This is a genomic window from Winogradskyella pulchriflava (assembly GCF_042434315.1).
GTDB lineage: Bacteria > Bacteroidota > Bacteroidia > Flavobacteriales > Flavobacteriaceae > Winogradskyella > Winogradskyella pulchriflava.
This window is the reverse complement of sequence record NZ_JBHLTQ010000005.1, coordinates 436,111-461,686: the sequence shown is the minus strand read 5'-3', so window position 1 is coordinate 461,686 and position 25,576 is coordinate 436,111. Positions and strand designations below refer to the sequence as shown.

30 protein-coding genes are annotated in these 25,576 nt (G+C 33.9%); 17 read left to right on the top strand and 13 right to left on the bottom strand.

What is annotated here, in order from left to right; translation table 11 throughout:
• Positions 1-182 precede the first annotated feature (182 nt).
• Together ACFFGA_RS11450 and ACFFGA_RS11445 are read left to right on the top strand one after the other, a co-directional pair.
• Positions 183-1,124, top strand: coding sequence for an NAD(P)H-dependent flavin oxidoreductase (locus tag ACFFGA_RS11450; RefSeq protein WP_386064056.1), 942 nt, complete (start codon positions 183-185; stop codon positions 1,122-1,124).
• Between the two features lie 192 nt (positions 1,125-1,316).
• Positions 1,317-1,667: a lipocalin family protein gene (locus tag ACFFGA_RS11445; protein WP_386064053.1), complete on the top strand. Its 351-nt coding sequence runs from the start codon at positions 1,317-1,319 to the stop codon at positions 1,665-1,667.
• Between the two features lie 173 nt (positions 1,668-1,840).
• Here the strand turns inward: ACFFGA_RS11445 and ACFFGA_RS11440 are convergent, their stop codons facing one another.
• Positions 1,841-2,215, bottom strand: coding sequence for a winged helix-turn-helix transcriptional regulator (locus tag ACFFGA_RS11440; protein ID WP_386064050.1), 375 nt, complete (start codon positions 2,213-2,215; stop codon positions 1,841-1,843).
• A 113-nt stretch (positions 2,216-2,328) separates the two neighbouring features.
• Between ACFFGA_RS11440 and ACFFGA_RS11435 the strand changes: the two genes are divergently transcribed.
• Positions 2,329-2,709 (top strand): DoxX family protein, encoded by a 381-nt coding sequence (locus ACFFGA_RS11435; RefSeq protein ID WP_386064047.1) that lies wholly within the window; start codon positions 2,329-2,331, stop codon positions 2,707-2,709.
• A gap of 212 nt (positions 2,710-2,921) precedes the next feature.
• On the opposite strand, the gene ACFFGA_RS11430 is transcribed toward ACFFGA_RS11435, so the two are convergent.
• Positions 2,922-3,197 (bottom strand): winged helix-turn-helix transcriptional regulator, encoded by a 276-nt coding sequence (locus ACFFGA_RS11430; RefSeq protein ID WP_386064351.1) that lies wholly within the window; start codon positions 3,195-3,197, stop codon positions 2,922-2,924.
• Between the two features lie 157 nt (positions 3,198-3,354).
• Between ACFFGA_RS11430 and ACFFGA_RS11425 the strand changes: the two genes are divergently transcribed.
• The 8 genes from ACFFGA_RS11425 (at position 3,355) to ACFFGA_RS11390 (ending at position 9,660) form a co-directional block, all read left to right on the top strand.
• Positions 3,355-3,867, top strand: a complete 513-nt coding sequence (locus ACFFGA_RS11425) for a lactoylglutathione lyase family protein (protein ID WP_386064044.1) — start codon at positions 3,355-3,357, stop codon at positions 3,865-3,867.
• 242 nt (positions 3,868-4,109) lie between these two features.
• Entirely contained in the window at positions 4,110-5,567 is a 1,458-nt protein-coding gene (locus ACFFGA_RS11420) for a potassium/proton antiporter (RefSeq protein WP_386064041.1), read from the top strand.
• 19 nt (positions 5,568-5,586) lie between these two features.
• Positions 5,587-5,961, top strand: coding sequence for a hypothetical protein (locus tag ACFFGA_RS11415; protein WP_386064039.1), 375 nt, complete (start codon positions 5,587-5,589; stop codon positions 5,959-5,961).
• A 111-nt stretch (positions 5,962-6,072) separates the two neighbouring features.
• Entirely contained in the window at positions 6,073-6,543 is a 471-nt protein-coding gene (locus ACFFGA_RS11410) for a hypothetical protein (RefSeq protein WP_386064036.1), read from the top strand.
• Between the two features lie 153 nt (positions 6,544-6,696).
• Positions 6,697-7,206, top strand: a complete 510-nt coding sequence (locus ACFFGA_RS11405; RefSeq protein ID WP_386064034.1) for a DUF3124 domain-containing protein — start codon at positions 6,697-6,699, stop codon at positions 7,204-7,206.
• A gap of 107 nt (positions 7,207-7,313) precedes the next feature.
• Entirely contained in the window at positions 7,314-8,690 is a 1,377-nt protein-coding gene (locus ACFFGA_RS11400; RefSeq protein ID WP_386064031.1) for an MATE family efflux transporter, read from the top strand.
• A 137-nt stretch (positions 8,691-8,827) separates the two neighbouring features.
• Complete coding sequence (locus ACFFGA_RS11395) at positions 8,828-9,055, top strand: DUF8828 family protein (protein ID WP_386064029.1); 228 nt, start codon at positions 8,828-8,830, stop codon at positions 9,053-9,055.
• 14 nt (positions 9,056-9,069) lie between these two features.
• Complete coding sequence (locus ACFFGA_RS11390) at positions 9,070-9,660, top strand: phosphatase PAP2 family protein (RefSeq protein WP_386064028.1); 591 nt, start codon at positions 9,070-9,072, stop codon at positions 9,658-9,660.
• 29 nt (positions 9,661-9,689) lie between these two features.
• Here ACFFGA_RS11390 and ACFFGA_RS11385 read toward each other — a convergent pair whose 3' ends face one another.
• The 3 genes from ACFFGA_RS11385 to ACFFGA_RS11375 are packed head-to-tail and all read right to left on the bottom strand — an operon-like array spanning position 9,690 to position 12,106.
• Positions 9,690-10,406 (bottom strand): glycosyltransferase family 2 protein, encoded by a 717-nt coding sequence (locus ACFFGA_RS11385; protein WP_386064025.1) that lies wholly within the window; start codon positions 10,404-10,406, stop codon positions 9,690-9,692.
• Between the two features lie 42 nt (positions 10,407-10,448).
• Positions 10,449-11,528 (bottom strand): methylmalonyl Co-A mutase-associated GTPase MeaB, encoded by a 1,080-nt coding sequence (meaB, locus tag ACFFGA_RS11380; protein WP_386064023.1) that lies wholly within the window; start codon positions 11,526-11,528, stop codon positions 10,449-10,451.
• Positions 11,529-11,542: 14 nt separating this feature from the next.
• Positions 11,543-12,106: a DUF2911 domain-containing protein gene (locus ACFFGA_RS11375; RefSeq protein ID WP_386064020.1), complete on the bottom strand. Its 564-nt coding sequence runs from the start codon at positions 12,104-12,106 to the stop codon at positions 11,543-11,545.
• Positions 12,107-12,406: 300 nt separating this feature from the next.
• On the opposite strand from ACFFGA_RS11375, the gene ACFFGA_RS11370 reads away from it, so the two are divergent.
• From ACFFGA_RS11370 to ACFFGA_RS11355, 4 genes are all read left to right on the top strand, one after another.
• Positions 12,407-12,904: an RNA polymerase sigma factor gene (locus ACFFGA_RS11370; protein WP_386064018.1), complete on the top strand. Its 498-nt coding sequence runs from the start codon at positions 12,407-12,409 to the stop codon at positions 12,902-12,904.
• On the top strand, positions 12,888-13,454 hold the full coding sequence (locus ACFFGA_RS11365; RefSeq protein ID WP_386064015.1) for a hypothetical protein: 567 nt from the start codon (positions 12,888-12,890) through the stop codon (positions 13,452-13,454). The genes ACFFGA_RS11370 and ACFFGA_RS11365 overlap by 17 nt, the downstream gene beginning before the upstream one ends.
• Before the next feature lie 72 nt (positions 13,455-13,526).
• Positions 13,527-15,158, top strand: coding sequence for a hypothetical protein (locus ACFFGA_RS11360; protein WP_386064012.1), 1,632 nt, complete (start codon positions 13,527-13,529; stop codon positions 15,156-15,158).
• Between the two features lie 121 nt (positions 15,159-15,279).
• Positions 15,280-15,966 carry a peptidoglycan DD-metalloendopeptidase family protein gene (locus tag ACFFGA_RS11355; RefSeq protein WP_386064009.1) on the top strand — a complete coding sequence of 229 codons (687 nt, stop codon included), beginning with the start codon at positions 15,280-15,282 and terminating at the stop codon, positions 15,964-15,966.
• Here the strand turns inward: ACFFGA_RS11355 and ACFFGA_RS11350 are convergent.
• Entirely contained in the window at positions 15,958-16,482 is a 525-nt protein-coding gene (locus tag ACFFGA_RS11350) for a nuclear transport factor 2 family protein (RefSeq protein WP_386064007.1), read from the bottom strand. The two genes, ACFFGA_RS11355 and ACFFGA_RS11350, sit on opposite strands and share 9 nt — an antisense overlap.
• 177 nt (positions 16,483-16,659) lie before the next feature.
• Between ACFFGA_RS11350 and ACFFGA_RS11345 the strand changes: the two genes are divergently transcribed.
• A complete protein-coding gene (locus tag ACFFGA_RS11345; RefSeq protein WP_386064004.1) occupies positions 16,660-17,082 on the top strand; it encodes a DoxX family protein in 423 nt (140 codons plus the stop codon).
• Positions 17,083-17,161: 79 nt separating this feature from the next.
• On the opposite strand, the gene ACFFGA_RS11340 is transcribed toward ACFFGA_RS11345, so the two are convergent.
• Positions 17,162-17,707, bottom strand: a complete 546-nt coding sequence (locus ACFFGA_RS11340; protein WP_386064002.1) for a hypothetical protein — start codon at positions 17,705-17,707, stop codon at positions 17,162-17,164.
• Positions 17,708-17,819: 112 nt separating this feature from the next.
• Here ACFFGA_RS11340 and ACFFGA_RS11335 point away from each other — a divergent pair, with 112 nt between their 5' ends.
• A complete protein-coding gene (locus tag ACFFGA_RS11335) occupies positions 17,820-18,470 on the top strand; it encodes a GNAT family N-acetyltransferase (RefSeq protein ID WP_386063999.1) in 651 nt (216 codons plus the stop codon).
• 26 nt (positions 18,471-18,496) lie between these two features.
• Here the strand turns inward: ACFFGA_RS11335 and ACFFGA_RS11330 are convergent, their stop codons facing one another.
• The 6 genes from ACFFGA_RS11330 to ACFFGA_RS11305 all read right to left on the bottom strand — a co-directional run bounded on the left by ACFFGA_RS11330 (position 18,497) and on the right by ACFFGA_RS11305 (position 25,490).
• Positions 18,497-19,060 carry a hypothetical protein gene (locus tag ACFFGA_RS11330; protein WP_386063996.1) on the bottom strand — a complete coding sequence of 188 codons (564 nt, stop codon included), beginning with the start codon at positions 19,058-19,060 and terminating at the stop codon, positions 18,497-18,499.
• 178 nt (positions 19,061-19,238) lie between these two features.
• Positions 19,239-19,910, bottom strand: a complete 672-nt coding sequence (locus ACFFGA_RS11325; RefSeq protein ID WP_386063994.1) for a hypothetical protein — start codon at positions 19,908-19,910, stop codon at positions 19,239-19,241.
• Positions 19,911-20,096: 186 nt separating this feature from the next.
• Positions 20,097-23,453 carry a preprotein translocase subunit SecA gene (gene secA, locus ACFFGA_RS11320; RefSeq protein WP_386063991.1) on the bottom strand — a complete coding sequence of 1,119 codons (3,357 nt, stop codon included), beginning with the start codon at positions 23,451-23,453 and terminating at the stop codon, positions 20,097-20,099.
• A 182-nt stretch (positions 23,454-23,635) separates the two neighbouring features.
• Positions 23,636-23,857, bottom strand: coding sequence for a DUF2795 domain-containing protein (locus tag ACFFGA_RS11315; RefSeq protein ID WP_008272287.1), 222 nt, complete (start codon positions 23,855-23,857; stop codon positions 23,636-23,638).
• Positions 23,858-24,019: 162 nt separating this feature from the next.
• Positions 24,020-24,595, bottom strand: a complete 576-nt coding sequence (locus ACFFGA_RS11310) for a cob(I)yrinic acid a,c-diamide adenosyltransferase (protein WP_386063984.1) — start codon at positions 24,593-24,595, stop codon at positions 24,020-24,022.
• Positions 24,596-24,800: 205 nt separating this feature from the next.
• Positions 24,801-25,490: an ABC transporter ATP-binding protein gene (locus tag ACFFGA_RS11305; RefSeq protein ID WP_386063982.1), complete on the bottom strand. Its 690-nt coding sequence runs from the start codon at positions 25,488-25,490 to the stop codon at positions 24,801-24,803.
• Positions 25,491-25,576 lie beyond the last annotated feature (86 nt).

Here is a 25,576-nt window from a genome sequence, read left to right as displayed (position 1 = left end):
TGAGTGAATTTGAAACATAAAAAATCGTATCGAAAACATTTTCAATCATGAAATTCAATCGACACGAGACAAAGTAGAACTTAGCAAAGCTAATTGTCAAATTTCATAAAAACATTTCCTTGTTATGCAGAACTTGATTCAGCATCTTTTTACATAACTTTACCTGATAAATTTTTAAATTCATGACGAACAGAATCACAAACCTTTTCAATATAAAATACCCAATCATACAAGCAGGAATGATCTGGAACAGTGGTTGGCGACTAGCGTCAGCAGCAAGTAATTCAGGGATTTTGGGTTTAATTGGAGCTGGCTCAATGTATCCAGAAGTTTTAAGAGAACACATCCAAAAATGCAAAGCAGCAACCGACAAACCGTTTGGAGTAAATGTGCCAATGCTATATCCAAACATTGAGGAAATTATGAATATCATTGTAGAAGAAGATGTAAAAATTGTGTTCACTTCTGCCGGAAATCCAAAAACCTGGACCAAATGGTTACAGGACAAAGGGATAACCGTAGTGCATGTGGTAAGTAGTGTAAAGTTTGCTCTAAAAGCACAAGAGGCTGGAGTAGATGCTGTAGTTGCCGAAGGTTTTGAGGCAGGAGGCCATAACGGACGCGATGAAACCACAACACTCACCTTAATCCCAATGGTAAAAGAGCATTTGCAAATCCCACTAATTGCAGCAGGAGGCATTGCCACAGGAAAAGCCATGTTGGCCTGTATGGTTTTAGGAGCCGATGGAGTGCAGGTTGGTAGCCGTTTTGTAGCTAGTGAAGAATCCTCAGCACACCAAGCCTTTAAGCAAGTTGTGGTCGATGCTAAAGAAGGAGATACACAACTCACCTTAAAAGAATTAGCACCAGTACGATTGATTAAAAACAAATTCTACAACGAGATACAAGAACTGTATAAAACCGCACCAACACCAGAACAACTCAAAGAACTTTTAGGCAGAGCCAGAGCCAAACGTGGCATGTTTGAAGGCGATCTAGACGATGGCGAACTAGAAATTGGGCAAATAGCAGGCTTAATCCACGATGTAAAACCTGTAGCCGAGATTGTAAATGCTATGGTAACCGAGTTTGAAGAAGCAAAGCAAAATGTAGCCTCACTATAGACAAAATACGTAGTATTACGTATTGGTTTTGTGGATTTTATGTTTTAGTTTAGTGGTTGGTATCGTGTGGATATAGTTATTGACTATATTCAGTTGTTGTGTGTAATTTGGCTCAATATTTGCGAATAACATAGAATGACAAAAATAATTTCACTTTTTTTATTTATCAGTATCAGTTTTAACTCAAACGAGATGAAGCGAACTACGACTGAATTAAATATAAATTACCTAACTGGAACTTGGAAATATACTTCAAAATTGAATCACAGTCTTTTAGTTCTTTATAAAACATCAAATACAAAAAAAAGTTATGATGAAGGAATTATGAAATTTTCAGCAGACGGAAAAATGAGTAAGCAACTTTCTGGTAATTCAAGAAAATGTGGAAATGACAGAAGCTCTAATCGATATTTAGGTGGAAATTGGACTTTTGATAAAGAACATAGTATTTTAACAATAAAATTCGGGAAGTTCAGTACTACCGAATATGAAATTTTGGAATTGTCATCTAATAAATTAATCTTAAAAAGAATAATTAGATAATAAAAAAATAAAAACTACACACAACAAAGCGTATAATTAATTGCTAGTTCACTGCCGACTTACGAAAATTCCGCTGGAATTTTCTATCTGTGATTTGTTTGCTAATTTAGTTGCTGAAACACGCAACGAAATCATACACAAGACCGTTGGGAGTAATGTAATCCGAATTCACACTATGCACGAACTGAATTATTTGTGTATGACTTATCTCCAAAGATTTTCTTTCTGTGATTGATACCCCAATTATGCAATTCAAAAATGACCTTTTCCAGCGTTTTGGAATGCTCTGTAGGCATATATTCTGTTCTGACAGGAAAACCATTTAAAACAGTTCTTGTAATCAACTGATTTTCTTCCAAATCTTTCAATTCCTTTGACAATACTTTGGTACTTAACTTTGGAATACTTCGCTCTATTTCCCTAAAGTGCTTGTTTCCTTCCCAAATTGAAATTAAGATTAAAAGTTTCCATTTTCCACCTATTACATCTAAAGTGTCCCTTACAGGTAACAAAGCGGACATACACTCTTTATGTTCCTTTTTCTTCATCTCTACTAATTTAATGATTACCTTAAAGTAACTGATTACCTAAAGGTAGTTGATTACTATTGGTAATCAAAAATAGTTAATTTTGCCATATTATTAATAGCAACAATTTAAAAATGAAAAACAAGATTTTTACAGCTTTATGTATTCTATTCGGATTAATGATGATTAATTCAGGATTAAACAAATTCTTCAACTATATGCCTATGCCCGAAATGTCTGAAGAAATGATGCAAATTATGGGCGGATTTATGACAATTAAATGGATTTTTCCGCTTGTAGCAATTATTGAAATCATTGGAGGTGCTTTAATGGCAATCCCAAAAACAAGAGCATTGGGAGCAATAGTAATTCTTCCTGTCATGGTAGGAATATTTGTTCATCATTTAGTACACGACCTATCAGGAATTGGAATCGCATTAATACTATTTGCTATTAATATTTGGGCAATTATTGTCCACTGGAATAAATACGAATCAATCATAAAAGGCGAATAGAAAAGAATAAAAAAAGAATTCTATTCTATGAGTAGGAAGTAATTAAAACATTACTGCCAACATTGTATATGAGCCATAGCTGAGTTAATTCTTAACCAATGGCTTTTTTGTATATTTATAATCTGAGTAAAACCGAAGAAATAGCATATAAAAATCCGCTACGGCTCATATACGAGATCTTTGCCAACAAGCTTAAAATCGAGCGCTTTTAATTAATTTTGACAATCTTCCAAACCCCATTTATCCAAACTTCTTAAAATATTCTCAAGTGATTTCCCTCTAGTCGTTAATCTGTATTCCACTTTAGGAGGAACTACAGGAAAAACTTTTCTAGATATAAGTCCATCTTTTTCTAAATCTCTTACTGTTTGTGTAAACATTTTATTTGAAATCCCTAGAATTTTCTTTTGTAATATTCCTGAACGCAAACCTCCTTCTAATAAATGAAATAAAATTAAAGGCTTCCATTTTGTCCCTATTAAATTCATTGTGTAATTTAGAGGACAACTAATTTCTTTATTCAAAATTTAAACTTTATATTATTGATTATCATTATTTTACTCTTTTAAGTAACTATACCACTTTTTAGTAAGTTATTGCCAACTAGGCAAATATAGATTAATATTGCAATATAAAATATAACTTATGACAACTGATAAAAATTATCCAAAATCATTTTCGCATATAGGAATTACAGTACCTAACATTAATAAAGCCGTTGAGTTTTATGAAGAAGTTATGGGATGGTATGTAATTATGAAACCATCAAAAGTTAAAAAGGAAAACGATACAGCAATAGGGCAAATGTGTATTGATGTATTTGGTGACGATTGGGAAGAATTTGATATTGCTCACATGTCAACATCAGACGGTATTGGAATTGAACTTTTTTCGTTTCCACATGGCAAAAAAGAAGCACCGGAATTTAACCCTTTCAATACAGGACTTTTCCACTTTTGTGTTCAAGATCCAGACATCGAAAATTTAACTAAAAGAATAGTAGAAGCTGGCGGCAAACAGAGAATGCCAATACGAGAATACTATCCTAACGAAAAGCCTTATAAAATGGTTTATGTAGAGGATCCATTTGGTATCGTATTCGAAATTTATACCCACAGTTACGAATTAACATATTCATCAGGTGCATACCAACAGTAAAAAAGGTATGTAATAATGGCTATATGTAATTGCTAGGTTTAATCTATTTCTGTAAATCCGCAAGGATTTTTGTTTACGCCAGTTAATTGCACTTGTGTCCTGCGGATTTTTAACTTGGCAGTATTTAATAAGTAATGTGCTAATCTACAGACTAAAACTTTAAACTTCTTTTAAGTAAACTAATTCATTATCTTTTTATAAAAGACTTAAATTTGCGCTGTCTAAAAACAAGGCAAACACTAATGAATTTAACCACCGAAAACATACTATTAGTAGGCTCGCTATTACTTTTTATAAGTATAATAGTTGGTAAGACCTCTTATAAATTTGGTGTGCCAACACTTATTCTCTTTTTGGCTATAGGTATGTTGGCTGGTTCTGATGGTATTGGAGGCATTCGTTTTGATGATCCTAAACTCGCACAGTTTATAGGTATTGTATCCCTTAATTTTATATTGTTTTCAGGTGGTTTAGATACCAATTTTAAAGCTGTAAAACCCATTCTTAGGGAAGGTATAATGCTTTCTACGTTGGGAGTTTTACTCACAGCAGTGTCATTGGGTACCTTTGTTTGGTACGTTACAGATTTTACCATTTATGAAAGTATGTTGTTGGGTTCTATTGTGTCTTCCACAGATGCAGCTGCGGTTTTTTCGATTTTACGTTCTAAAAACCTGGCATTAAAGAATAATCTAAGACCAACACTAGAGTTAGAAAGTGGTAGTAACGACCCAATGGCTTATGTGCTTACCTTGGCATTTTTAACCTTGGTGATTAATCAAGATCAAGGTTTAGCGTCTATTATTCCGTTGTTTTTACAACAAATGATTTTTGGTGGTATTGCAGGCTTTGGTTTTGGCAAACTAAGCAAACTCATTATAAATAGAATTCAACTTGGTTTTGAAGGACTTTACCCAGTTTTAGTCATTGCACTGATGTTTATCACATTTTCGGCAACAAACTTTGTAGGAGGAAATGGCTTTTTGGCCATTTATATCTGTGCTGTGTACTTAGGTAACCAGGATTTAATTCATAAATCAACCATCTTAAAAATGTTTGATGGTATTGCATGGTTAATGCAAATTGTATTGTTCCTTACTTTGGGCTTACTGGTGTTTCCTTCTCAGATTATTCCTTATATGGGTATTGGATTACTGATTTCCGTATTCCTTATTGTGGTAGCAAGACCAGTTGGAGTGTTTTTAAGTCTTATGTTTTTCAAAATGAAATTACGTAGACGTTTTTATATTTCGTGGGTAGGTTTGCGTGGAGCAGTGCCAATTGTGTTTGCTACGTATCCGCTTTTAGCAGGTATAGATAAAGCCAATATCATCTTTAATATTGTGTTTTTTATTTCCGTGACATCGGTTTTAATTCAAGGTACAACCTTATCCATTTTTGCAAAATGGCTCAATGTAGCATTACCAGAAAAATTAATGCCTGTAGAACAAAATGATAGATATATCCTTAATTTACCTAAGTCGGCAATGGAGGAAATTACAATTCTGCCAGATAGTCCTGCAGTAGATAAAAGAATTGTAGATTTGCATTTTCCAAGTTCGGCATTTATTATAATGATAAAACGAGATGGTAAATATGTGCGTCCTGGAGGCGCTACAGTTATTGAAGCTAATGATATCTTAATGATATTATTGGATAATGACGATAGTTTAAAAGAAGTCCAAGACGTGCTGTTTTAAGTTATACAGTGATAAAAAAGTGAAGAATACCAATCACATACTAAAAGTACTACTGCTCATTACAATTTATTGTTTTGGGATTTATGCATCTGCAAAAACGGTACATTATCCAAGTGTGTTAACGGTTCAAAACACCAATGAACAGCAAGATTATTTGGTTAACACTTCTAAAGTTCACTTTCTTCACACACAACAAGCAGAAAATATACTGACCTCTGTAGAAATTAATGTATCTCCAGATTTTAAGTTGTCTTTTGATGATTTTTGTAAGCTTACATTTTCTAACGAATTACAGTACTCAGCAAAATATAAGCAGTATAAAGATCACTTACAAACCCTTAGGATTAGGTATAGAAAATCCGATCTCATTTTTCCTTTCCATAATTTTTGGTAATTCCTGTTTTTTAAAAACTACAATTTTAGTAGTTCAATTTATCGTAACCGTATGTTGTGGATGACCACTTCATATAGGAATTAGTATATCAAAAAATTAAACAAAATAAAAATGGATTTAGGAACAATCCTTACAGGAATGGTATGCGTTGTTATATGCGCTTCACCTTTTGTACTTATAGGTATAGGTAGAAAGAAAAAAGAAAAACAATTTTTAACAGTGCTTAAAAACATAGCCAAAAAGCACGAGAGTGAAATAACTCAATATGAAATTTGTGGAAGCTACGCCATTGGTGTAGATGAAACTAAAAAAACACTGATTTTTGTGGAAAAAACAGAGGATGCTTACAAAGAGCAATTTGTAGATTTAAACTCAGTTATAGATTGTAAAACAGCTAATGTTTACAGATCAATTAAAGGCAATAAAATAATTCAACGTCTTGCTTTACAATTGAGTTTTGCAGATCGTCTTAAACATGAAGTTGTCTTAGAGTTTTACAACGCAGATGTCAACTATCAATTAAATGGCGAATTTGAAACTATTGAAAGATGGAACAAAACCATTAACAACGTATTGAATTAGTTAGAAATAAGTAAATAGCATTAAAGTATGTAAGCCAAAATTTATATACTTTAATGCTTAATTAAAATAAGAATAGAATCTCTTAAAATTAATTCTATAAACTAACTACAAACTGTTATTTTTGTAAGGTATCGTAAATCAAATCATTGCATTATGAAGAAAATAACACTTTTACTTTTCGTAGCCATTAGCTTTTATTCTTGTGATGAAAGAGCTGTAGAAGAAGAATTTGAAAAAATACATTGGGAACGTAGAATTGCAGATGTTTCAAAATTAGATTCTTTAGAAAGCGGTAGATCTTACCTGTCTATATATTCACAGATTTATAGTATTTCCCAGCATAAAAAATACAATCTTACTGCGATGATAAGTCTAAGAAACACAAGTATTACAGATACGATTTATTTATACAAAGCAAACTATTATGGTACACATGGCGAATTGCTTAAAACATATATTACAAAGCCAGTGTATTTAGGACCTTTGGAAACTTTGGATATTGTCATTAAAGAACTTGATGTTTCTGGCGGAACAGGATCCAACTTTTTATTCGATTGGAAAATTCCAGAGCATTGTTCTGAGCCAATTTTTGAAGGAGTCATGACATCTACAGCAGGTCAGCAAGGATTATCCTTTTTAACACAAGGCAAAAGGATTGATTAAAGCGTTTCTTTTTGGTCTGCAACATGTTGAAAATGGTTATTCGAGATTTTAAATATTTTGTAAAATAATTAGACTTTTTTACCCAACCGAAGTGTTACTTTTGCACAATGGTTTTAAGCAACTATACCAAAGAATTTAAATACAACCTTAAACTGGCATCTCCTGTGATGTTAGGCATGCTTGGGCACACTTTTGTCAGTTTTGTCGATAATGTTATGGTTGGGCAATTGGGAGCCGCAGAATTGGCTGCTGTTTCTTTAGGCAATAGTTTTATTTTTATTGCCATGTCTATAGGTATTGGCTTTTCTACAGCCATTACACCTTTAGTTGCTGAAGCCGATTCGGAGAATAATTTTGAAAAAGGAAAATCAGTTTTTAAACATGGTTTTTTTCTTTGTACGGTTTTAGGCTTGTTACTGTTCTTAATGCTATTGCTTGCCAAGCCATTGATGCACATTATGGACCAGCCAGAAGAAGTGGTAGAATTGGCCATTCCGTATCTAGATTTAGTAGCATTTTCTTTGGTGCCATTAATCGTATTTCAGGCATTTAAGCAGTTTATTGATGGTTTATCGCTGACGAAGTATCCAATGTATGCAACTATAATTGCTAATATTTTAAATGTAGCTATTAATTACGTACTCATCTTCGGAAAATTTGGTTTTCCAGAAATGGGCATTGTAGGTGCTGCAGTTGGTACCTTGGTATCACGATTTGTCATGCTGTTTTATCTATGGTGGTTATTAGCCAAGCGCGAAAAATCGAAAGCTTTTGTTACCAATATAAAATTCTTTAAATTAAGTAAACAACCACTCAGAAGGCTTACTAATTTAGGTTTGCCAAGTGCAATGCAAATGTTTTTTGAAGTAGCCATTTTTACAGCAGCCATTTGGTTAAGTGGAACCTTAGGTGCAAATGCACAAGCAGCCAATCAGATTGCCCTTAATTTATCTTCAATGACCTTTATGGTGGCTACAGGTTTAAGTGTAGCAGCAATGGTAAGAGTAGGCAATCAAAAGGGCTTAAAAGATTTTAAAGCCTTAAAACGTATTGCAGAATCCATCTTTTTAGTCGGTTTTATTTTTGCAGTTGTTTTTGCATTGTTCTTCGTGATTTTTCATCAGTTTCTTCCAGATTTATATGTAGATTTAGATGATCCAGAAAATGCTGTAGATACTGCAGAAGTAGTAAGTATAGCAGCAACTTTGTTATTGGCAGCAGCAGTTTTTCAGATTAGCGATAGTTTACAAGTGATTGCTCTTGGTGCGCTACGTGGATTGCAGGATGTAAAAATGCCAACCTTAATTACTTTTATTTCGTATTGGGTTATTGGCTTTCCAATTAGTTATTATTTAGGCAAAGAAGAAGCTTACGGAAGTCTAGGTATATGGATAGGACTTATTGCAGGTTTAAGTGCTGCGGCAGTTTTATTGTTCTTTAGGTTTAATTATCTCACCAAGAAGTTGATTGTTAGTCGTGCTTAAAACTTTAGGCACTTCAAGTACTTTTAACTTTTTAGAGACTTCAAGTACTTTCAACTCATAACTAAATTTGTATTTTTGCCACAAGAGTAAGAAAAACTTTAGGCACTTTAAGTACTCAAAAACTTTTAATTAATAAGATGGAGCTACCAAAATTCATACTAGGCGATAATACAGATTATCCGGATGCCATATTTATAATTCATACAGAATTTCCGAGATTCATCATCAATCTAGAAAATGATGAGGTAGAATGGTTTGAAGAGTTTGATGACCATGACCAAAAGGAATTGGAAACAGAAATGGAAAACTATATCCGGCAAGCAACAGACTTTTACGATAGAGAAGTTGCGAGATATGAAGATTAAAAAAATACAATTGCATGCTAGAACAACTTGTTGAGTTTGATAGAGAATTATTTTTATACCTTAATGGACTAGGCACAGATAGCTGGGACTGGTTTTGGATGGCTTACACTACAAAATGGCATTGGATTCCCTTATATGCTTTTTTACTTTACCTTTTATACAAACGACTAGGAACAAAAATGGTGGTGCTTACATTAATTACAGCGGTATTAATGGTTTCTTTTACAGATCAGGTTACTAATTTGTTTAAACACGGATTTGAACGTTTTAGACCATGTCATCAAGATGGTGTAAAGGATCTAATGCGTTTGGTTAGAGAAGGTTGTGGAGGTAGATTTGGTTACTTTTCTGGACATTCAAGTAATTCAATGGGTGTGGCTATTTTAGTTGGTTTAATACTGCGAGAAAAATATAAATACCTAGTCTATATTCTCGTTTTTTGGGCAATTTTAATGGGTTACAGTCGTATTTATATTGGTGTGCATTATCCGTTAGACGTACTTTCAGGATTTATCTTTGGTGGTGTATCAGGCTATGGTTTTTATAAGCTTGATAAATATGTACAATCTCGTTTTACGATTAAGGAAGTTGACGAAGGTCTTTAGCTTAGCATTGCTAATAAATCCATAAGGCATTATTTACTGGATTTGGTAACTTCATAGTTAATATAGTTTTTCTTCATCCATAGATAGGCAAAACAATCTATTAAAGGGCCAAAAAGCCGATTCCAAAACCCGTATTTTGAAGTGCCAGCAACTCTGGGGAAATGCTGTATTGGTATTTGCACTATAGTACCTTTTTGAAGCATTATCATAGCTGGCAAAAAACGATGCAAGCCTCTAAACATAGGAATACGCTTGGCATAATCCGTTTTTATAATTCGCAACGGACAGTTAGTATCGTCCATACCATCTTTCGTAAACATTCGTCTAATGCTATTAGCAATTTTTGAAGACATCTTTTTTGCAAATGCATCTTTTCGGTTAGTACGTACACCAGTAACAAGTGCATGAGCATCAATATGTTCTAATAGTATGTTGAAGTCTTCTGGCTTGGTTTGTAAATCTGCATCAATATAGCCAACAAGTTCAGTATCAGTATAATCAAAACCTGCTTTTATAGCAGTGCTTAAACCTCTGTTTTGTTTAAAAAGAATATACTCAAACGCTTCATTTCTATCGCAAATATCTTCTATTAAAGTCTGGCTGCGATCTGTAGAACCATCATTAACAAACAATACGGAAGAAGGTACAGAGGCTATTTTAAGATAGTTGGCAAGTTCAGTTTCTAAACGCTCAAGGTTTTCTTCTTCATTATAGACGGGAACGATGATGTTCAGTTTATACCTCATGCGTTTTGATGCTTAGTCTATACAAAAGTATAGTTTTTTAAACTACAAGGAAAGCAAGTATTCTGCAGCAGCAAAAGGAGTTGTTTTTCCAGCTTCAACCAAATCGATTTGTTTTTGTAATTCTAATTTGATTTTTGGAGATTCATAGAAGTTGGATTTTAAGTGCTCATCTATGGTTTGAAGCAACCAAAACTTATTTTGATTATTACGGTTGTGTTCAAAATACTGATTAGAAGTGGTTATTTCGCAGTAGTCTTTAATTAAATTCCAAGCATCGGCAATACCTACTTTTTTTAAGGCACTACACAAAGTTACTTTTGGCGACCAACCTGATGCTTTAGAAGGATAGAGATGCAAGGCTCTGTTAAACTCCACCTTTGCAGATTTTGCAGCTTTAAGATTAGATCCATCAGCTTTATTAATAATTATAGCATCTGCCATTTCAATAATACCACGTTTAATGCCTTGCAATTCGTCACCAGCACCAGCAAGTTTTAAAAGCAAAAAGAAGTCTACCATGCTATGCACAGTGGTTTCACTTTGTCCAACACCAACGGTTTCAATAATTATAATATCAAATCCTGCAGCTTCACATAAAACAATGGTTTCTCTGGTTTTGCGCGCAACACCACCTAAGGAATTTCCAGAAGGTGATGGTCTTATGAAGGCATTTTCGTCTTTTACAAGGTCTTCCATCCTTGTTTTATCTCCCAAAATACTGCCTTTACTCAAGGTGCTACTTGGGTCTACGGCCAATACAGCAACCTTTTTGCCAATACTTGTGAGATAAGTGCCAAAAGCTTCTATAAAGGTGCTCTTACCAACACCTGGAACACCAGTTATACCTATTCTAATGGATTTGTTAGCGTAAGGTAAGCAAGCGGTAATAATATTACGAGCTTTGTCTGTATGAGCCTTATTGGTGCTTTCAACTAAAGTTATGGCTCTACTTAATGCAGTTATGTTTCCTGACGTTATGCCTTCTACCAAATCATCAACGGATGGTTGTTTTTGGCGTTTGGACTTAATGGATATAGCAGAATCCTTACTTAATGTTTTAGGAGGATCAATACCATCTTTTTCATGCAAAGCAGATTGATATGTCTTGTCTTTTTTTGCCACTTTGCAATTTCATTTTAAGATTTACTAGGTGAGACTTTCATTGGGATTTCAATTAAGGTTTGATCCCAAGCCATGGTTAATTTTAAAGTGCCTAATTTATTATCAAAGGCAATGGTGAATTGCTCAACGGTTTCTTCAAGGTCTTGAGAAGGGACTACAATTTCTAATACATCATAGTTAGGATCCCACATAGGCTCCATCTTTTCATCAACTCCCCATTCGTATTGTTTTGAGTTGAACATCACTTTCCATGAATTCTCCATTGGTACCGTCCAAAGTGTATATTTTCCTTTCTTAAGTAATATACCATCAATCAATAAATTTTGATTGGTTTCAAACGTAGTGGCTTCGTTTGCTCCAGTTCTCCAAACTCTATCATAAGGCACAAGAGCACCAAAAACAATACGGTCGCGTTTAGATGGTCTGTTGTATTCAACTTCTAATTTTAAGTCGTTAAGCGTAATTTTAGCAGTATCTTTTGGACTTAAGCGCGGTGCAAAAATATTTTCAACAAATACAGAATACAGAAGCAAGCCCAAAGCTATGATGGATAATGCAATAAGGAGGCGTTTTAACATAGTTCTTTTTCTAGCGATTTTTTATGGAACATAATTTTTAAAAATTAAAGATAATTCAATTCCCTAAATTTATAGAACGAAACGCTGAATTTTAAGTAAATGTTATAAAATGTAAAATTTTTCAAAGTTTTTTGCCACACTTAGAATTTTGTGTCGTCTTTAGAGTGAAATTAGTTTGAAATAAGTTTCAACTATTTAATCTCGATTATCGAGTATAACCAATCAAAAATTAAAACCAAAATCAGCACGTTTCAAATTCATATTGTTGAAAAATGCAAGCAGAATGATAGACAAGCGCAAATGCAATTGTACAATCAATACTGTAATGGTATGCTTATAGTTGCACTTAGGTTTGTAAAGGACACTATGGAGGCTGAAGATATTGTGCAAGAAGCCTTTATAAAAGCGTTTTCAAAATTAGAACAATATAAGGCAGAGGTGAGTTTTGGAGCGTGGTTAAAACGCATCGTAATTAACAGATGCATAGATGTTTTAAAGTCTAAACGTCAACGATTAATTGAGTTGGAAGAACATCATCTTAATGTTGTTGATGCAGATTATCAAAGCGAATGGTTGGTTGATGATGAAATAACAATAAAAGACGTAAAAACTGCTATTGAGCAGCTACCAGAAAAATATAAATATGTAGTAATGCTCTATTTGATTGAAGGTTACGATCATCAGGAAATATCTGAAATTCTGGATATTTCTGAAGTGGCATCAAGAACACAATTATCTAGAGGGAAACAAAAATTACAATTAGCATTAAAAACAGAAAAAAATGGCACAAGATCTTAGAAACTTATTTAGTGAAGACGCAAAGGAGCAAGATGTGAAAATGTCTAAAGGTCATGAAGCACGCTTTTTAGACAAGCTTGAAAAAGAATTGCCTAAGAAAAAAGCACCTAGTCGTTTCAGTTACTTAAATATTGCAGCTAGTGTAGTTGTTTTATTAGGGCTGAGTTATGGTGCATTTCAGTTTTTTCAATTACCTGATTTACCTGATGAGCCTGTTAAGGTTGTAGAAACTGATATAAAAACCTTAGGTGATGTTTCACCAGACCTAAAGAAAGTAGAAGACTATTATTTAGCAAGTATCAATTTAGAATTGTCTAAAGTACAGCTAACACCAGAAAACAAAGAGTTGTTTGATGGTTATGTACTTCGTCTTAAAGAGTTAAATGAAGAATACGATAGACTTACTATAGAACTCAATGAAAATGGGCCTAATGAAGAAACTTTAGATGCATTAATTGACAATTTAAAGTTCAGATTAAATCTAGTCTTACGTCTTAAGGAAAAGCTTCAAGAGTTTAATGACGATTCCTTTGAACCAGAAAGTATCTAATCAATATTTATAAATCAAAAAACGAACAGATTTTACTCAGCTTTACTGAGTATCTCTAAAAATCAAACAAACATGAAAAAAACAATCAAAATTTTAATGTTGTGCCTTTTAACCACAGTTGGTTATGCGCAAAAGAAATTAAGTAAAACGTCGCAGTCCATTAAAGTGAACAAAGACGTAGTAGTTGATTTAAACACAAGCTATGTAGAAATTGAAATCGATACATGGAACAAGGATGTTGTAGAAGTTGAGGCTTATATAGAAAGTGACAAACTTTCTCCAGAAGAATTAAAACGTGCTTTAGAAGCCTGGAATTTAAAAGTTGAAGGCTCTAGCGATCATGTTATTATATCGTCTAGTGGAGGAAGGTCTATAGGTTTATTAGGTGAAGGAGATTACGTAGATGTATTACGAGATTTAGAAATGGACTTGGCAGAAATACCAGAAATGCCTGAAATAGCAGTAATGCCTCGTATGCCACTAATAGGAGGCTTTCCGGATATGCCAAAAATGCCTAAAGTTCCTGAGATGCCAGAAATGCCAAAATTGCCAGAACTTCCAAAGGGTATTAATACGATTAGGTTTGATTATGAAAGATATCAAAATGAAGGTGAAAAGTATTTAGAAGAGTGGAGTAAAAGGTATGAGAAAGAAGGTGGTAAAGAACTTCAAGAGCGTATGGAAGCTTGGGCTAAACAATTTGCTGAATCTGGTTATCAGGAAAAAATGAAGAAATGGGGAGAAGAATACAGCAAACGTTTTGAAGGCAAATGGGCAAAGGATATGGAAAAATGGGGTGAGAAGTTTGGAGAAGAGTATGCAAAAGATATGGAAAAATGGGGAGAAGAATTTGGTGAAAAATTCGGAAAAGAATGGGCAGAAAAAATGGAAGCTTGGGGAGAACGCTTTGGTGAAAAATATGAAAAGGAAATGGAGGAACGTGCCAAGATTATGGAGGAAAGAGGCAAGGCTATGGAAGAGCGCCAAGAAAAAATGGCAGAGCGTCAAGCAGCAATAGCAGAACGTTATGTTGAACGTGCAGCACAAGCTCAAAGCCGTAATGATGTATTACGTGCTAAAAGAGATGCTATTTTAGTAAAGCGTTTGGGTGAAGGCAGCAACAGTAAAGTAAAGAAGATTATTAAAATTAAAATCCCTAAAAAGGCAAAACTTAAAACCAATATAAGGCATGGTGAGTTAAAATTATCTTCGGTTATTTATAACCTTAAAGGAGATATATCGCATGCATTTTTAATAGCAGAAAACATTGATGGAAGTGAAACTTCCATCAATGTTTCTTACTCACCTGTTGTTATAAAAGATTGGAATTTAGGAACACTCAATCTAAATTATGTAGAAAGAGCTCAGATTAGAAATGCCAAAAATTTAGTGCTGAACTCTAAATCGTCTAACATAAATATTGAAAATTTAACGGATACTGGCATTATTGATGGAAGTTTTGGTGACTTGACAATTTCTAACCTTACGGAATCGTTCAAAAACTTAAACCTAGTTTTAGAGAACAGTGATGCATTAGTCAATTTACCGAAAAACATAGATTTTAGTTTGTATTTTAAAGGGAGTCGTTCTAAACTTAATAACAAACCGACTTCACAGAAAACTATTAGAAACTATCCAGATGGCCAAAGCTCTAATAGAAACATAGTGATTAATGCAAAGTATAGCAACCTGATTATGAACTAAAACTACTTTTACTATGATTTAAATGTTTGCCATTCTGAAGTTATTTCAGAATCTTTTTTTCAATTTTCTTTTGCTGCTTTCCATTAAAATAGAATCGTATTTTTATGGAAATTTTCTTTTTATGGCACTATCTTCTTTTGAAGTTTTTTTTAAATCAATTAATCCTCATCCTTTGTTAGAGGTTTCAATTCCTAAGAGTGCCTATAAACCTATAGATTTATCAGTAAATAATCCTACGTTAAAAGCAGTTAATATCTCATCTTCTGATGACTTGGAAACCTTTATTTGGAATTATATAAAAAGCCATAATGCCAAAGTTGCTTTTGGAGGTTATTTAGAACAACGTGGTATTTACGAACGAAGTACTTACTTTAATCAATCGAATCCTGAAACAGAACGTAATATTCACTTAGGAATGGATATTTGGATTGAAGCCGAAACACCAATCTATGCACCTTTAGCAGGAACAATTCATAGCTTTAAAAATAACACCAATTTTGGTGATTATGGTCCGACGCTAATTTTGAAACATCATATTGAAGATCATCAGTTTTTTACGCTTTACGGACATTTAAGTACAGCTTCAATTGAAAATATAAAGGTTGGAGTAGAAGTGAGGCAAGGAGAGCAAATAGCAACATTAGGAACGGCTGAGGTTAATGGAGATTATCCACCACATTTACACTTTCAAGTTATAAGGGATATTCAAGATTTTAGTGGTGATTATCCTGGTGTATGTAATCAATTAAATTTAGAGTTTTACAAGCAGAATTGTCCTGATCCTAATTTACTTTTAAAGTTAGTTTAAGAATTTATCAAAATCATCAATAGCAAAGGCTTTCTTGTAATCATCTTCGTCAATAGTTCCACTTTCAGAGGAATCATAGTCCATAGTAATTTTCCATTCATCATTTATTTTTTTTAATACCACATGAAACTGACCATAATATGCCTGTTCGTTGTCTGTACCTTTATTTCTTACCAATTTATAAATGCCACGTTCACTAGCCGTAAATTCGTTACTAATACGCTCAAAAAAACGCAATGAAATAGTACTGGTTTGACCTGCTTTTTTATCGCTTTCAAAGCCAACTTTGTAATTATTAATATAGGTATCGTAATCTAAAATACGTTTGCCTCCGGAAACACGAACTAAATCCTTGGAATGGATGTCTGCCATTAAGGTGTAATCTAGGGTTTCAAAAGCCTTATAGAATTTTGCCCAAACAATGTTTATTGCTTTAAGGTTGTCTGCTTTTTGAGCGTACATTGTAGTGCTGGTAAACACCAGAAATACTAATGGTAAAATTATTCTTTTAATCATGTCTATGAGTTTTTTGTAGATTGGTTATTGGTATCAAGATACTAAAAAGGTTTATTGACTTTTAAGGACATTAACACATTTTAACTATTGATTTTCAGTTGGTTTTATAAATATTTCGTTCTATATCTCAAGAAAATTGAGTAACTTTAAAGAAGTGAAACCAATATCAGTTGTATTATGGGTTATATAAAATCACTAAACAAATGGGCAAATGCGCATACGTATTACCCTCTTGATCTTTTACGAGTTGCATTAGGTATTTTTTTGTTTTACCAAGGCGTTTACTTTATGTCTAACCTGCCACTTTTAATGAAACTTTACGAGCCAATTAAACCGTTAATAGGTGATGTATTTTTAGTGCATTACATCGCTCCAGCACATTTTGTTGGTGGCTTCTTAATTGTTTTTGGATTGTTAACACGTTGGGCTATAATTGCACAATTACCAATACTCATTGGTGCTGTGTTGATTAATTTTATTGGCGAAATGAATGCTACAAACCTTATCCTTGCTACAACTGTATTACTAATAAGTATTTTCTTTTTGTTTTACGGCTCTGGAAAGCATTCGGTAGATAAGTATTTAAAAATGCAACAGTAAACTTTGTATGTTAGCACTTTTACAAAAAAAATCCTGATGGTTTTGCATCAGGATTTTTTGTGATAAAATGGTGACTTATTTAATCAATACCATTTGGTGCTAAATAATTACCATCATAACTACCAGAAATTACTTGTCCATCATTTCTGGTAAATGTAAACGTAAAAGCAATATTATATTCTGTAAAATTGGTAACCGTTACAGAACCTGATTGCGCATAGACATCAGATTCAGAATCATTGTCTGAGAGTAATATAGTACCATAATTAAATTCGCTATCTACAATAGTACCATTGATTGAAATATTGTAATCTTCAATTTGGGTATAGGTTGTATTCTGTATGGTAACAGCTTCAAAATCGAAATAGACATAGCTAATATCGTTTAAGTTACTATTTCCGGTAATTTCAGAACTTGTTTTGTTGAATAAGCTAATGCCAATTTCACTTGGCTCATTAGTAGATGTGTTTTCGTCTGTAACTATTGCTGAGATTAAATTATACGTCACACCATTGACTATAAATTCATTGGTTTCTTCTTCAGTTGTGTTATTGCTTTCTGGAGAGCAAGCGGTAATTATAATTGCAAAAAACAACGTGAGTAGGTAATACAGTTTTGGTTTCATAACATTAAAATTATAAGTAGGTTTGGAGTCTAAATATAGAATAAAAAGTTTAAACCTGTTTAGAGCCGTAATTTTTAAATCCTATTTTTACAAGGCAATAGATTCTATTAATATGAAAAAAATAGTACTCAGACTTTTAGATTTAATAAAAAAAGGGGAACTAAGATTTCTTATTAAAGGCATCTCTAAACGCGTCTTTTCAAAAACGGAAGCCTTTGGTTTAAAGCGCGATTTAACTGAAGAGTTTTCAACACCAAATGCATCCATAGCCATTTCTATACGACCTTATAAACCGAGTGATAAAACTCATTTTGTGGCAGATTTGCAAAATGATGGGCTTATAGAAAAGGACATTCCTACCTGTTATATAGCAACAACAGATAAAGATATTCCCTGTTACCGACAATGGTTAATGGATGCTAAGCAGAACAATAAAATTCAGGAATTTTGGGGAGATGCATTTCCGATTTTAAAAGATGATGAAGCCATTGTAGAAAGTGTGTTTACAATCCCTGAATTTAGAGGGAAAGGTATTATGCCAACGGCATTAGATCGTATTTCTAGAAAAGCAAAGGATTTTGGTGCAAGATATGTGATGCTTTTTGTTGAGATAGACAATATTCCATCACTAAAAGGTTGTCATCGTTCAGGATTTTCGCCTTATGTGTTACGTACGGAAAGGTGGTTCTTTTTAAAACGTACTATTGTTTTTGAAGCGGTACCGAAGGAGGTTATGGATGCTTATCTTACAAACGTTAAGTAAATCAACTAAAGTATAAAAATGTGTAGTTATAAAACAAGGAGTTTATCTAGTATATCAAAATGGTGTTGTTTAGATCTTAGTTCGATATTAAGTTTTTCATTGATAAGTTCAACTTTATATATTTCTCCTGATACAAAAAGTGGTTTTAATATTTCAATAATTGATTTTAAAACCCTAATTGATTCTCCTTTGGAATAAATGATGTATTTATCAGTAATGTCCAAAATTGATAAGGACTTATTGAAATGTAGTATAAAACTATCTAAACGTTTTCTTTTCCGTATTTTAACTTCAGAAGTATAAGTTCCTTTAAGTTCGGTTTTCCACTCAGCTAATACTAAAAGGCTTTGGGATTCTGAAGAAAGCAATAGATTACCTGTAGATGTAAAGGTGGATTTCTTATAGATTAAATTCCATGGTTTTGGATTTATTATTTTACCATATACGAGATAGGAATAAGCATTGTATATTCCTTTTACTTTGCCGTTTTTACTTGCTATATAATGTTCAAATGTAGAGCAAAACGTTTTGTTTTTATCGTAAAAAGGTGATGATAATTCTATAGGTAATGCATTGGATTTTATTTTCATAGTATGAAGATGCTTAATTATATGTAGTAATATTTAGCATTCTGTTACAAGAACATGAAAAGTGTTTATTACGCCTGTTAAATTTATGAGATTGCGTTGTCACTTTGTTCCTCGCAATGACGTATAATTAAAAACCCTGATAGTTACATCAGGATTAAAAAAAGCGTATTTATATTTTTTATTCTGGTAATGGTGAAATCATAATATGTGCTCTATGTGTTCCAGGATTCATAATCCAAGGATGGTTAGAGGCTGCTGGTGCTTCTGGTAAACCTGTGGATTCAGCTGTTGCATAAGGCATATAAACCACATAGCGGAGTCGTGCATCATCTACTTTTGAAGTTTCAGGGTCATAAAGCGTGTTTTTGCCATAGTAGATGTGCAAGGTGGCACCTGTAGGTATTTTAAGTTTACCTGATTTTACTTCCTCTTCTCTTATATCAAAGATTTCTTGGTGTTTCTTTCCTTCTGCTTTTAAGGCTCGTCCTCTTGCCATAAAGGGTTCGAGGTCTTTATGATAACATGCGGCACTAAACCCATCTTTTTTAGGGTCATCTGCTAGTACGATAAATTCATTGTTTCCTTCTTTTAAAGTTACAAATTCACCTGCCATATTATAGCCAATAACTTTACAGTCTGCTCTACTTACTTCTGGCGCAGCCATTAATGCTGTTGCAATTAATGCTTCATCAGAATCTATAGGTTTTAAATTTTTAGTGGCTTCGTTTGATGCACTTTCAACTGTAATTTCCTTTGTAACAGTTTCTTCTGTGGTCGATTTCGTTTTGTCCGATGAATTACAAGACCATAAAATTCCTGCAAAAACAAGTGCTATAATGATATGTTTCATATTCTAATATGGATAAGTGATTTTTAAAGTTACTAAAATCTATGCACTTTTATTTATTACAATGCATAATTAACAAACTGCTTCACTTGGTTTTGCAATGACGAAAAAAAATCCTAATGGTTTACATCAGGATTTTTAATGTTTAGATTCTGAAACGAGTTCAGAATGACAAAATGAATAGTTTTGCTAATTATTAACCAAAACCCATTCGCCTTTTTCAATTAAAGGAATGGCTTGCTTATACTTTACAGTTTTGTTTTCACCACTCATTACATGCTTAATTGTTACTTTATCATTACGGCCAATTTTTGGTTGTTCTCTTACAATAGTTTCAACCACTTGTTGTTGGCGAGATGCACCTTCACCAGCAGCTCTACTTTGAGAAGAACGCTCGTCTAAATTAGGGATTTCGTCTTTTTGCGTTTCTAACTTTTCTTGCTTTCTACGCTTAGCTTCTTGGATGTTATTAGCAGTTTCCTGCGGAATTTCACCTTTAAATAAGAATGAAATCACATCTTTGTTCACTTGGTCAATCATAGACTTAAACAGCTCAAAAGACTCAAACTTGTAAATCAATAACGGATCTTTTTGCTCGTGTACTGCCAACTGAACAGACTGCTTCAACTCATCCATTTTACGTAAATGCGTTTTCCAGGCATCATCTACTATAGCTAGTGTAATGTTCTTTTCAAAATCATTAATAAGCTGTGTTCCTTTGGTTTCGTATGCTTTTTCAAGATCAGTTACGACTTGAAGGTTCTTTACACCATCAGTAAAAGGTACAACGATACGTTTAAATCTGTCGCGTTGTGTGTTATATACATTTTCAATTACAGGGAAAGCTAAATCTGCAGCACGTTGCATTTTTTCGCGATAGTGCTTAAAGGCTTCTTTATAGATTATTCCTGCAATTTTCTGTGCATCCATTTTTCCAAATTCAGCTTCAGAAATTGGTGATGACATTGAGAAGTAACGAATTAATTCAAACTCAAAGTTTTTATAATCGTTAGCATCCTTATTACTTATAGCAATACCTTCTGAGGTATCAAAAATCATGTTGGCTAGATCGACTCTTAGACGTTCACCATGCAAAGCATTACGACGACGTTTGTAAACTACTTCACGTTGCGCATTCATTACATCATCATACTCTAGTAAACGCTTACGTACACCAAAGTTATTTTCCTCTACTTTTTTCTGTGCACGTTCAATAGATTTTGAAATCATGGAATGTTGAATTACTTCGCCTTCCTTAAGTCCCATTCTATCCATCATTTTGGCAATACGTTCAGAACCAAATAGACGCATTAAGTTATCTTCTAAAGACACATAGAACTGTGAACTTCCTGGATCTCCTTGACGGCCAGCTCTACCACGCAACTGTCTATCTACACGACGCGAATCGTGACGTTCCGTACCAACAATGGCTAAACCACCAGCTGCTTTTACTTCGTCACTCAATTTAATATCTGTACCACGACCAGCCATATTGGTTGCAATGGTTACTTGGCCAGCATTACCAGCTTCTGCAACAATCTCTGCTTCCTTTTTGTGCTGTTTTGCATTTAAGACATTATGTGGAATCTTACGAATGCTCAACATTTTGCCTAAAAGCTCTGAAATTTCAACGTTGGTTGTACCAATCAATACTGGTCTGCCAGCGTTAGATAAGTTAACAACTTCGTCAATAACTGCATTGTATTTTTCGCGCTTGGTCTTATAAACCAAATCTTCTCTGTCATCTCTTGCAATAGGTCTGTTGGTAGGAATTTCTACAACATCCAACTTATAGATTTCCCAGAATTCGCCAGCTTCCGTAACCGCAGTACCAGTCATACCAGAAAGCTTGCGGTACATTCTAAAGTAATTTTGAAGTGTTACCGTAGCAAAGGTTTGTGTGGCAGCTTCAATCTTTACATTTTCCTTAGCTTCAATCGCTTGGTGAAGTCCGTCACTATAACGACGACCATCCATAATACGACCCGTTTGCTCATCTACAATCATTACTTTGTTGTCCATAACAACGTACTGAACGTCTTTTTCGAACAAGGCATAAGCTTTAAGTAACTGGTTAAGCGTATGAATACGTTCTGATTTAATTCCGAAGTCTCTAAATAAGTCTTCCTTAAGGTTGGCTTCTTCCTCAGAAGATAACCCTTGACTTTCAATCTTAGCGATTTCTGTACCCATTTCTGGCATTACAAAGAAGTTAGGGTCATCTTTACCTGAAAGGAATTCTACACCTTTGTCAGACAATTCTACCTGATTATTCTTTTCATCAATAACATAGTAAAGATCTGCATCTACTTTTGGCATCTCTCTATTGTTATCTTGCATGTAGAAGTTTTCGGTTTTTTGAAGTAATTGTTTTACACCTTCTTCACTCAAAAACTTTATAAGTGCTTTATTTTTTGGAATACCTCTGTAAACTTGTAGTAGTTTGAAACCACCTTCTTTAGTGTCTCCTTCGGCAATCAATTTCTTGGCTTCTGCTAAAACACCTACTAAATATTTACGCTGAACGGCTTCAATTTGTTCAACCTTAGGTTTTAAGGCATCAAACTCATGCTCATCTCCTTTTGGAATAGGACCCGAAATAATTAATGGTGTACGTGCATCATCGACCAAAACAGAATCCACCTCATCCACAATAGCATAATGATGGCGACGTTGTACTAAATCGTCTGGCGAATGCGCCATATTATCACGTAAGTAATCGAAACCAAATTCGTTGTTAGTTCCGTAAGTAATATCTGCATTGTATGCTTTACGACGTGCGTCAGAGTTTGGTGTGTGGTAATCAATACAATCTACACTTAATCCGTGGAACTCAAAAATTGGTGCCATCCAAGCGCTATCACGTTTTGCTAAGTAATCGTTTACTGTTACCAAGTGTACACCTTTACCAGCTAGAGCATTAAGATATACTGGAAGCGTTGCTACCAATGTTTTTCCTTCACCAGTCTGCATCTCAGCAATTTTACCTTGGTGCATAGCAATACCACCAATAAGCTGTACATCATAGTGAATCATATCCCAAGTAATAGGCTTACCTGCAGCATCCCAAGAATTTGCCCATACAGCTTGGTCACCATTTAAAGTAACATAATCTTTTTCACCAGAGACTTCCCTATCAAAAGCGTTAGCTGTTACAGAAATTTCGGTATTATGTACAAAGCGTTTTGCGGTTTCTTTTACCACAGCAAAGGCTTCAGGTAAAATGTCGTTTAAGACTTCTTCGGTAACTTCATAGATATCGTCTTCAATTTTATCTGCTTCTACGTAGATATCTTCACGCTCGTCAATATCTTCAGTAACTTCGGCTTTAGCTAAAAGTTCTTCTTTCTTTTCAAGAAGAGGTTTTCTGGCTTCGGCAATTTTTTCTTTAAACTCAGCAGTTTTTGCTCTAAGTTCGTCATGCGACAAAGCTTCGAGGGCTTGCTCAAAGGTTTTTATTTTATTTACGATTGGTTTAATTGCACTAACATCTTGTTTGGATTTATCTCCAACAAAAACCTTAAGTACTTTATCTAATATGCTCATGTTATATATGTTGTAAAAGATGGATTGATGCCATCCTTGTTTTTAATTCGTTAGTTATTAAGACACTTCTATAGTTCCTTCAAGGAAACAATTGAAGTGGGCTTATTTTTCGAGTTTTCGAAAATAAAAAAAGTCTCTCAGTTAAGATAACGCAAGAGACTTTTTTGTGATAATATTATATGTTAATATTCATCCTCATTCCAGAGGTAATCTTCATCAGTTGGATAGTCTGGCCAAATTTCTTCAATAGAGTCATAGGAATCACCTTCATCCTCTATCGCTTGTAAATTTTCAACAACTTCTAAAGGAGCTCCTGTTCTAATTGCGTAGTCAATAAGTTCGTCTTTTGTTGCTGGCCAAGGTGCATCACTTAAATAAGATGCTAATTCTAATGTCCAATACATTTGCGTTGTAATTTTAATTTTTGCAAAAATAATTTTTTAGTTGAATAATTCAAGAAAAAATCAAATTAATTAATCATTAATAGAAAGAACGTATAATCTTCAACTTTTATTTAGGGTTAACTATTGCAATTGTTAAACCTAAACTGGCTCTGGAAAAATGAATTACGATTCTTTATTAGGAATCCATTTAATCTCTTCGGCCTGCAAATCATGTGACAACTTCCGTGCCAATACAAAAAGATAGTCAGATAGTCTATTAATATACATTAAAGTCTCAGGTTGAAATGGTTCTAATTCGTTAAGGTGAGACGCCAAACGTTCGGCTCTACGGCAAACTGTACGAGCAATGTGACAGAATGACACGGTTTGATGACCTCCTGGTAATACAAAGTGTGTCATTGGAGGTAAGCTGTTTTCCATTTGGTCCATTTCTTTCTCAAGACGTTCAATATCTTCGTTGGAAATCTTTGGAATATTTAACCGAGCCTTACCGCTTTTTAATGTTGCTTTTTCTGGATCGGTTGCTAAAATGGCGCCAACTGTAAATAAACGATCTTGAATATGCATCAAAGTGTTTTTGTATAATTGATCTATATCCTGATCTCTTATGAGCCCAATATGCGAGTTAAGCTCATCAATAGTGCCGTAGCTTTCTATGCGAATATGATGTTTAGGAACTCGTGTGCCACCAAATAGGGCAGTAGTACCTTTATCTCCTGTTTTTGTGTAGACTTTCAATGGTTTGAAGTTTAAAATTCAATATTCAAAGTTACGTATTTAAGCTTGAAGTACGAAGCATGGAGTTTGAAGTTTGAAGTTCCTCGCAAAGTCGCAGAGACGAAAAGAATTGAAATCGTAAAAGTATAATTTAGAATAATCTAGTAATTGTTAGTTCCACTAATCACTAATCACTAATCACTAATCACTAATCACTAACCACTAACTACTGATTATAAGTGTCACTCTCAATAATACCATCACGCAAACGAATAACACGTTTAGCGTGCGCTGCAATTTCTTCTTCGTGCGTTACCATAATAACGGTGTTACCAGCAGCATGGATTTCATCGAACAAAGCCATAATTTCTGTACCAGTTTTAGAATCTAAATTACCTGTAGGCTCATCTGCTAAGATAATAGAAGGTTTGTTAACTAATGCTCTGCCTACTGCAACACGTTGTCTTTGACCACCAGAAAGCTGATTTGGTTTATGGTCCATACGGTCTGCCAAGCCAACATCAGTTAGAACTTGTGTTGCACGTTCTTCTCTTACTTTTTTTGATGCACCAGCATAAATCATTGGTAATGCTACATTATCTAAAGCTGTGGTTCTAGGTAGGAGGTTAAAGGTTTGAAAAACGAATCCGATTTCAGTATTTCTAATCTCCGCTAATTCATCATCCGACATTTGACTAACATCTTTTCCATTAAGTCTATACATTCCTGCTGTAGGTGTATCTAAGCATCCTAATAAATTCATCAGTGTAGATTTACCAGAGCCAGATGGTCCCATAATAGCGACATATTCGCCACGTTTTATGTCTAAATCTATGCCTTTTAAGACATGAACAATTTCTTGTCCTAATTTAAAATCTCTAATGATGCCTCTAATCTCAATGACGTTGTCACTCATAGTTACAGATGTTGGTTGCTTTTATCTTGCAAGATAAAAGAAATTAAAAGTCAGTTCTCAAAATTAGACGTTAAAGTTGTAAGGTT

Excerpts from the sequence above, each read along its gene's own strand:
- ACFFGA_RS11450 (WP_386064056.1), top strand. The coding sequence starts at position 183 with ATGACGAACAGAATCACAAACCTTTTCAATATAAAATACCCAATCATA.
- ACFFGA_RS11430 (WP_386064351.1), bottom strand. The coding sequence starts at position 3,197 with ATGAATTTAATAGGGACAAAATGGAAGCCTTTAATTTTATTTCATTTA.
- ACFFGA_RS11420 (WP_386064041.1), top strand. The coding sequence starts at position 4,110 with ATGAATTTAACCACCGAAAACATACTATTAGTAGGCTCGCTATTACTT.
- ACFFGA_RS11405 (WP_386064034.1), top strand. The coding sequence starts at position 6,697 with ATGAAGAAAATAACACTTTTACTTTTCGTAGCCATTAGCTTTTATTCT.
- ACFFGA_RS11375 (WP_386064020.1), bottom strand. The coding sequence starts at position 12,106 with ATGTTAAAACGCCTCCTTATTGCATTATCCATCATAGCTTTGGGCTTG.
- ACFFGA_RS11345 (WP_386064004.1), top strand. The coding sequence starts at position 16,660 with ATGGGTTATATAAAATCACTAAACAAATGGGCAAATGCGCATACGTAT.
- ACFFGA_RS11330 (WP_386063996.1), bottom strand. The coding sequence starts at position 19,060 with ATGAAAATAAAATCCAATGCATTACCTATAGAATTATCATCACCTTTT.
- ACFFGA_RS11400 (WP_386064031.1), top strand. The coding sequence starts at position 7,314 with ATGGTTTTAAGCAACTATACCAAAGAATTTAAATACAACCTTAAACTG.
- ACFFGA_RS11410 (WP_386064036.1), top strand. The coding sequence starts at position 6,073 with ATGGATTTAGGAACAATCCTTACAGGAATGGTATGCGTTGTTATATGC.
- ACFFGA_RS11435 (WP_386064047.1), top strand. The coding sequence starts at position 2,329 with ATGAAAAACAAGATTTTTACAGCTTTATGTATTCTATTCGGATTAATG.
- ACFFGA_RS11370 (WP_386064018.1), top strand. The coding sequence starts at position 12,407 with ATGCAATTGTACAATCAATACTGTAATGGTATGCTTATAGTTGCACTT.
- ACFFGA_RS11335 (WP_386063999.1), top strand. The coding sequence starts at position 17,820 with ATGAAAAAAATAGTACTCAGACTTTTAGATTTAATAAAAAAAGGGGAA.
- ACFFGA_RS11325 (WP_386063994.1), bottom strand. The coding sequence starts at position 19,910 with ATGAAACATATCATTATAGCACTTGTTTTTGCAGGAATTTTATGGTCT.
- ACFFGA_RS11390 (WP_386064028.1), top strand. The coding sequence starts at position 9,070 with ATGCTAGAACAACTTGTTGAGTTTGATAGAGAATTATTTTTATACCTT.
- ACFFGA_RS11425 (WP_386064044.1), top strand. The coding sequence starts at position 3,355 with ATGACAACTGATAAAAATTATCCAAAATCATTTTCGCATATAGGAATT.
- ACFFGA_RS11340 (WP_386064002.1), bottom strand. The coding sequence starts at position 17,707 with ATGAAACCAAAACTGTATTACCTACTCACGTTGTTTTTTGCAATTATA.
- ACFFGA_RS11385 (WP_386064025.1), bottom strand. The coding sequence starts at position 10,406 with ATGAGGTATAAACTGAACATCATCGTTCCCGTCTATAATGAAGAAGAA.
- secA (WP_386063991.1), bottom strand. The coding sequence starts at position 23,453 with ATGAGCATATTAGATAAAGTACTTAAGGTTTTTGTTGGAGATAAATCC.
- ACFFGA_RS11355 (WP_386064009.1), top strand. The coding sequence starts at position 15,280 with ATGGCACTATCTTCTTTTGAAGTTTTTTTTAAATCAATTAATCCTCAT.
- ACFFGA_RS11395 (WP_386064029.1), top strand. The coding sequence starts at position 8,828 with ATGGAGCTACCAAAATTCATACTAGGCGATAATACAGATTATCCGGAT.
- ACFFGA_RS11445 (WP_386064053.1), top strand. The coding sequence starts at position 1,317 with ATGAAGCGAACTACGACTGAATTAAATATAAATTACCTAACTGGAACT.
- ACFFGA_RS11350 (WP_386064007.1), bottom strand. The coding sequence starts at position 16,482 with ATGATTAAAAGAATAATTTTACCATTAGTATTTCTGGTGTTTACCAGC.
- ACFFGA_RS11305 (WP_386063982.1), bottom strand. The coding sequence starts at position 25,490 with ATGAGTGACAACGTCATTGAGATTAGAGGCATCATTAGAGATTTTAAA.
- ACFFGA_RS11365 (WP_386064015.1), top strand. The coding sequence starts at position 12,888 with ATGGCACAAGATCTTAGAAACTTATTTAGTGAAGACGCAAAGGAGCAA.
- ACFFGA_RS11440 (WP_386064050.1), bottom strand. The coding sequence starts at position 2,215 with ATGAAGAAAAAGGAACATAAAGAGTGTATGTCCGCTTTGTTACCTGTA.
- ACFFGA_RS11315 (WP_008272287.1), bottom strand. The coding sequence starts at position 23,857 with ATGTATTGGACATTAGAATTAGCATCTTATTTAAGTGATGCACCTTGG.
- ACFFGA_RS11360 (WP_386064012.1), top strand. The coding sequence starts at position 13,527 with ATGAAAAAAACAATCAAAATTTTAATGTTGTGCCTTTTAACCACAGTT.